Source organism: Pseudoclavibacter sp. RFBG4, assembly GCF_002931515.1.
Lineage (GTDB): Bacteria > Actinomycetota > Actinomycetes > Actinomycetales > Microbacteriaceae > Pseudoclavibacter.
In genome coordinates this window covers 22,603-29,074 of record NZ_PSYC01000006.1, presented here as the reverse complement: position 1 = coordinate 29,074, position 6,472 = coordinate 22,603, and the positions used below count along the sequence as shown (strand labels likewise).

The 6,472-nt window shown below is 70.1% G+C and carries 5 protein-coding genes; all 5 read right to left on the bottom strand.

Annotated features, from left to right (window positions below; all coding sequences use genetic code 11):
• Positions 1-29: 29 nt before the first annotated feature.
• Complete coding sequence (locus tag C5E10_RS01705; RefSeq protein ID WP_104330171.1) at positions 30-995, bottom strand: alpha/beta fold hydrolase; 966 nt, start codon at positions 993-995, stop codon at positions 30-32.
• 2 nt (positions 996-997) lie between these two features.
• A complete protein-coding gene (locus C5E10_RS01700; RefSeq protein ID WP_104244237.1) occupies positions 998-1,846 on the bottom strand; it encodes a transglutaminase family protein in 849 nt (282 codons plus the stop codon).
• Positions 1,843-2,784: an alpha-E domain-containing protein gene (locus C5E10_RS01695; protein WP_104244235.1), complete on the bottom strand. Its 942-nt coding sequence runs from the start codon at positions 2,782-2,784 to the stop codon at positions 1,843-1,845. The genes C5E10_RS01700 and C5E10_RS01695 overlap by 4 nt, the downstream gene beginning before the upstream one ends.
• Complete coding sequence (locus C5E10_RS01690; protein WP_104244233.1) at positions 2,778-4,568, bottom strand: circularly permuted type 2 ATP-grasp protein; 1,791 nt, start codon at positions 4,566-4,568, stop codon at positions 2,778-2,780. The genes C5E10_RS01695 and C5E10_RS01690 overlap by 7 nt, the downstream gene beginning before the upstream one ends.
• 178 nt (positions 4,569-4,746) lie before the next feature.
• Positions 4,747-6,144, bottom strand: a complete 1,398-nt coding sequence (locus C5E10_RS01685; RefSeq protein ID WP_104330170.1) for an FAD-binding oxidoreductase — start codon at positions 6,142-6,144, stop codon at positions 4,747-4,749.
• Positions 6,145-6,472 lie beyond the last annotated feature (328 nt).

The following is a 6,472-nucleotide window of genomic DNA, read 5'->3' as shown; positions in this document are numbered from 1 at the left end:
GGCGGGAGGGCCGACAGGCGCGCGCGGGGTCAGGCGGGGAGCGGGATGCGGGTGTCGAGCCACGCGACGATATCGGCGATGACCTCGTCGCGGTTCAGCTCGTTGAGGAGCTCGTGGCGCGCCTCCGGGTAGATCCTGAGCGTCACATCGCTCAGCTTCGACCGCTTCCGGTACAGCCGCGCGAGCGCGCGCGGCCCCCGCTCGCCGTATCCGATCGAATCCTCCGACCCGGCCATGATCAGCACCGGCACGTCGTCGAGCTTGCCGGAGGCGGCCCGAGGCGGGATGTGCGCGAGCTGCAGCGCGCCCCGCGCCGACCACACGGGCATCTTCGCGATGTCGAAGCACAGATCGTCGTACGCGAACGCGCGGCGAGCATCCGGGTTGCGGCTCAACCAGAGCAGGCCGGTCTCGTCCGGCTCGAAGCGCCGGTTCAGATTCCCGGCGTTGATGAAGCCCGGCACCGCGAGCGTCGTCCCGGTCAGGATGCACGCGGAGAAGAACGCCGAGTCGTGGGCGAGCAGCTGCTGCGCGAGCAGCGAACCCCACGAGTGCCCCTGCAGGATGAGCGGCAGCTTCGGGTACCGGTCGCGCACCCACGCGGAGATGTCCTCGAGCGCCTCGAGCGCGGCCCGGTTCTCGGTCGTGGGGAGCACCGACAGCCCGTGGGCGCCGAGGCCCGTCTGCCCGTGACCGAGGTGATCGTGGGCGACGACCGAGTAGCCGGCCGCGACCAGGTCGCGCGCGTACGCGTCGTAGCGCTTCGCGTGCTCGCCGGAACCGTGCGACAGGTGGATGACGCCTCGTGGCGACTCGCACGCCCACTCGTAGACGTGCACGTCGATGCCATGACCGACCGGCACGACGAACGAGGCCGGGGCGCCGGACGGGTCGGGCTTCGGGGCGGCTGGGCCGCGCGCATCCGCCCGCCCCTGCGAGCCGCCGTGCGACCCACCGGCGGAACCGCCCTGCGAACCGGTGGCCGACCCCGTCATGGCTACGCCTCTCGAGTGATGTCGACCTTCACGAACAGCTGCGAGGAGAACGGGCCCGCGTACACGCCGCGCAGCGGGGGCACGTCGTTGTAGTCGCGGCCACGACCCACGAGCACGTGGCGCTCGCCGATCGGGATGTCGTTGGTGGGGTCCCAACCGCGCCACTCGCCGTCCCAGTACTCGATCCACGCGTGGGACTCGCCGCTGACCGTCTCGCCGATCTCGGCGTTCGGGCGCGGGTGCAGGTAGCCGGACACGTAGATCGCCGGGATTCCCGCAGCACGGAGCGCACCGAGTGCGATGTGCGAGATGTCCTGGCACACGCCGCGTTTGTGCTCCCACGCCTCGGCCGCCGTCGTGCGAACACCCGTCACGCCGCCCTCGTAGGCGACAGCTTCGTACACGAGGTGGAGGATCTCCATCGCGGTGGACGCGGGTCCGGCATTGGCGCCCTTCACCTCAGCGGCGAGCGCCTTCACGTCGTCGGGCGGCATCGTGAGGCGCGTCTGCGCGGTCTGCTCCACGAGCTCGACGCTGCGCAGCCGCTCGCGGGCGAGCTCATCCCAGCTGAGCGACAGCTGGCCAGCCTCGGGCCGCTGGCGCACCTCGACGAGGCTCGACGCGGTCAGCGACAGCTCCGAGTGCGGGTTGAGTACCTCGAACGCCGTCACCTTCGTGCCCCAGTAGTCGGAGTAGTTGTGCGTCGACGAGTGCGGCGTGACGTCGAGGTGCCCGAACAGCACGAACTGGCCGTTGTTGGCCATCGGCAGCATGCGGGCCTCGTTGTACGAGGTCGTGACGTCGCCCTCGTACCGGAAACCGGTGGAGTGGCGGATGCGGATGCGGCTCATGAGTTGTCTCCCACCCAGCTCGGTGCCGTGATCGACGGGAAGTAGCGCTGACGGATCGCCTCGGAAGCCCGAGAGACCGCGTCCTGCACACCATCCATGTAGCGGGGCAGGTCGGCCAGTGTGTCGTGGATGGGGCGGTATTCGAGGTCAGAGGAGATCTGCCCGAGAAGCCGCTGGGCCTGGTCGGTGACGCCGACGCGGCCACCGCGCTCGTGGCGCGGCTGGATGTCGTAGAGGCTCGAGAGGGCCGTCGACACCGAGTACTGGATCGACCGCGGGAACAGGCGGTCGAGCAGCAGGAACTCCGCGGCGTTGGCCGCCGACGGCATGCCGTGGTACGTGCGCAGGTACGACTCGTACGCACCGCACGAGCGGAGGATCGTCGTCCACGACGCTCCGGAGGCCTCGGTGAGCGAACGCGTCGCGAGCAGCCGCGCCGTCATATCTGCGCGCTCCAGCGAACGCCCCAGCATCATGAACTGGTACGCGTCGTCACGGCTCGCCGCCGAGTTCACGACGCCGACCGCGAGCGCCGAACGCTCGCGAACCCACGCGAACAGGTCGTGCACCTTCTCCTGCCGCACGCTGAACGGCATGCGCGAGTAGGTGGCGTTGAGGCACTCCCACAGCTCCGTCGACACGATCTCGCGGGCACGGCGAGCGTTCTCGCGGGCCGCGTTCACCGAGTAGGCGATGGATGCGGGCTGCGAACGGTCGACCGCGAGGAGGTTCAGGACGTCCGAGCGGGTGAGCTCCGTGTCGGGGTGCACATCCGCTGCCCCCATGACGCTGAGGAGCGAACGGCAGGCCGTCGCCTCGTCGACCCAAGGGTCTTCGAGGAGCAGCTGCAGGTGCACGTCCAGGATGCGGGCGGTGCCGTCGGCACGCTCCACATAGCGGCCGATCCAGAAGAGCGACTCGGCGATACGGCTCAGCATGCGTCCGTTCCCTTCGGGTTCTTGCCGGCGGATGCGGCTGCCGGCGACGCTTCAGCGCGCGCCTGCTGCTGTTGCTGCACCTGCTCTGACTGTGAATGCGAGTGCGACTGGGCTTGCGGCTGACGGCCCTGCGTCTGCTGCTGCACCTGCTGCTGGTCGCCGCGCTTCGGGGCGTCCTGCGGCATGTGGTCCTGGCGGTGCGGGATGACACGCAGCACGCCCGTCACGGGGTGCGGCGTCTCCGACACGTCGGCCTGGTCGTCGAGGAGCTCCTCGACGCCGTGCGGCTGCGGCTTGGAGAAGCTCCGCTCGGCGCCGACCACCCACGTGTCCTTCGACCCGCCGCCCTGGCTGGAGTTCACGACCAGCTGCCCCTCCGGGAGGGCGACGCGAGTGAGGCCACCAGGCAGCACCCACACGTCGTGGCCGTCGTTGATGGCGAACGGGCGCAGGTCCGCGTGGCGCGGCCGCATCCCGTCGTCGACGAGCGTCGGGATGGTCGAGAGCTGCACGACGGGCTGCGCGATCCAGCCGCGCGGGTCGGCGAGCAGCCGCACCCGCATCTCGTCGAGCTCCGTCTTCGAGGCGCTCGGCCCGATCATGAGGCCCTTGCCGCCCGAGCCGTCGACCGGCTTCACGACGAGTTCGTCGAGGCGGTCGAGCACCTCCTCGAGCGCGTCCGGCTCCTCGAGGCGCCACGTGTCGACGTTCGGCAGGATCGCCTCCTCCGACAGGTAGTAGCGGATGAGGTCGGGCATGTAGGTGTACACGAGCTTGTCGTCGGCGACGCCGTTGCCGACCGCGTTCGCGATCGTGACGTTGCCGAGGCGTGCCGCCATCATGAGGCCGGGAGAGCCGAGCATCGAGTCGCGGCGGAACTGCAGCGGGTCGAGGTAGTCGTCGTCGACGCGGCGGTAGATGACGTCGACGCGCTGCGGGCCGGCCGTGGTGCGCATCCACACCCGACCGCCCGAGCAGAACAGGTCGCGGCCCTCGACGAGCTCGACGCCCATGAGGCGCGCGAGCAGCGTGTGCTCGAAGTACGCGGAGTTGTAGACGCCGGGGGTGAGGACGACGACCGTCGGGTCCTCGATGCCGTCTGGGGCGGAGGCCCGAAGCGCCCCGAGGAGTCGGTTCGGGTAGTCGCCGACCGGGCGGACGCGCATGCGCGAGAAGAGCTCAGGGAGCGTCTGCGCCATGGCGCGCCGGTTCGAGATGACGTAGGAGACGCCGGACGGGACGCGCACGTTGTCTTCGAGCACGCGCATCTCGCCGTGCTCGTCGCGGATGAGGTCGATGCCCGACACGTGGATGCGCACGCCGTTCGCCGTGCGGATGCCCTTCGCGACCCGGTGGTAGTGCACCGAGGAGGCGATGAGGCTCGCGGGGATCACGCCGTCGGCGATGGCCCGCTGGTCGCCGTACACGTCGTCGAGGAACGCCTCGAGGGCACGGACGCGCTGCTTGATGCCGGCTTCCGTCTTCTGCCACTCGGCGCGCTCGATGACGCGCGGGACCACGTCGAGCGGGAACGGGCGCTCCTCGCCGGCGAAGTCGAACGTGACGCCCTGGGCGAGGTAGGAGTCCGCAAGCGAGTCGGAGCGGTGCCGAATCTGCTCCTGCGTCATCCCCGAGAGGACGTCGTAGAGATCTCGGTACGTGCGCCGCGGATCGAGCTCGCCCTCTGGCGCCTCCCCCATGAACATCTCGTCGAATGGCGGCGACAGCGCCGCTTGGGATTGCCTGGTCAGAGCCTGGCTGTAGCCGTCGAAGAGGTCACCCATGCCCCGAGACTAGTGGACGCAATGTGACGCGCTTGTTTCGCGGAGCGCCCGCCTGGACGGCACGCCCGGGGTCCCGCAGAATTTCCCGTCAATCGAGAGATCCTGCCAGCGAGCTGCAGACGGCCCGGCAGGCGAGACGGACCGCGCGAGCGAGGTGCACTCGCCCCGCGAGCATCCGCTACTCGGCGAAGACCTTGCCCGGGTTCAGAAGCCCCTTCGGGTCGAAGAGGCCCTTGATGCCGCGCTGCAGCTCGTACTGACGCTCGCCGAGCTCCGCGCCGAGCCACTGCCGCTTGAGCACACCGACCCCATGCTCGCCCGTGAGGGTTCCGCCGATCGAGATGGCGTACGTGAACAGCTCGTCGGCCGCATCCCACACCGCCTGCGGGACGACAGGCTCCGCCCGGTCGTAGATGAACGTCGGATGCAGGTTCCCGTCGCCCGCATGCGCGACCGTGACGATCGTCGTCCCGGTGCGCGCGGCGACCTCGTCGATCTTCGCGAACATGTCTGGCAGCCGGTCTCTCGGCACGGAGACGTCCTCCACGAGCACCTGCCCGAGGGCCTCCTTCGCGGCGTACGCCTGCCGCCGCACATCCACGAGCGTGAGCGCCGACTGCGGGTCCGTCGTCATCTCCGCCGCCCCGCCGTTGGCGCGCAGCACCTCGACGATGCCCTCCGCCTCCGCCACCGCGTTCGCCCCATCAGTCTGGATGAGCAGGTATGAGTCGCCGTGAGACGCGAGGTCGACACCCGTGTACGCCGAGACGGCGCGGAGCACGCCCCCGTCCATGAGCTCCATGATGGCCGGCTGGATGCCAGACGCGGTGACCGCCGCTGACGCGCGGGCCGCGCTCCCCACGTCGGGGAAGTACGCGCCGATCGTCGGGACGACCCCATCGACCAGCGGACGCAGCTTGAGCGTGCACTCGACGATCACGCCGAGCGTGCCCTCCGAGCCCACCATGAGCGCGCACAGGTCGAGGCCCGTGACCCCCTTGACCGTGCGGTGGCCGACGTCGATGACCGAGCCGTCGATGAGCACGACCTTGAGACCGAGCACCGCCTCGCGAGTCACCCCGTACTTCGCGCACAGCAGCCCGCCGGCGTTCGTCGCGATATTGCCGCCGACCGACGAGATGTGCTTCGACGCCGGGTCGGGCGCCCACCAGAAGCCGTGTCCCTCGAGCTCCTCGTTGAGGGCGCCGTTGAGGATGCCGGGCTGCACGACGGCCAGCTGGTTCGCCGCCGAGATCTCCAGGATCCGGTTCATGCGCAGCGTCGACAGCACGATCTCGCCAGCGCCGCCAGCGCCCCCGCCAGCGAGGCCGGTACCGGCCCCGCGCGTGACGATCGGCACCCCGAACTCGCTCGCGATGCGGCACACGGCCTGCACATCCGCGACGGACTCCGCCTCGACCAGCGCCACCGGCACGCCAGCGGCGACCACACCAGAACGATCGACGCGCAGCGGCTCGAGCGCCGCCGGGTCCGTCACCACCCGTCCTGGCAGCTCACGGTGCAGAGATTCGAGTGCGTGCAGGGTGTTCGGCGCTCCGGCGACATCGGCAGACATGCGCCTGATCGTAGGCGAAGCGGATGCACCCTCGCGAGCCGCGCATCCAGCCGGCGCGCGCGGCAGCCACCCCGCGCAGCGTCGCCTCCGCGCAGCGGCACCGCGCAGCTTCACGGCGCAGTGCCAAGTCCGGAAGCGGCAGCGTCGGCGCCGCTGACCAACATCGGTGCAAAAACAGCACCCCAACCCCTCCAACTGGCCTCAAGCGCCGAAATCGCACTCATGTTGGACAGCGGCGGCGCCGACGGTCGAGCAGGACCGACAGCGAAGCCCCGCGGACAGCGAGCATCTGCACAGCTGCACCGCTGGCCCATTGCGCCCCTGCGTG

Bases quoted from the DNA above. Each gene is read 5' to 3' on its own strand.
- C5E10_RS01705 (WP_104330171.1), bottom strand. From the start codon at position 995: ATGACGGGGTCGGCCACCGGTTCGCAGGGCGGTTCCGCCGGTGGGTCG.
- C5E10_RS01700 (WP_104244237.1), bottom strand. From the start codon at position 1,846: ATGAGCCGCATCCGCATCCGCCACTCCACCGGTTTCCGGTACGAGGGC.
- C5E10_RS01695 (WP_104244235.1), bottom strand. From the start codon at position 2,784: ATGCTGAGCCGTATCGCCGAGTCGCTCTTCTGGATCGGCCGCTATGTG.
- C5E10_RS01690 (WP_104244233.1), bottom strand. From the start codon at position 4,568: ATGGGTGACCTCTTCGACGGCTACAGCCAGGCTCTGACCAGGCAATCC.
- C5E10_RS01685 (WP_104330170.1), bottom strand. From the start codon at position 6,144: ATGTCTGCCGATGTCGCCGGAGCGCCGAACACCCTGCACGCACTCGAA.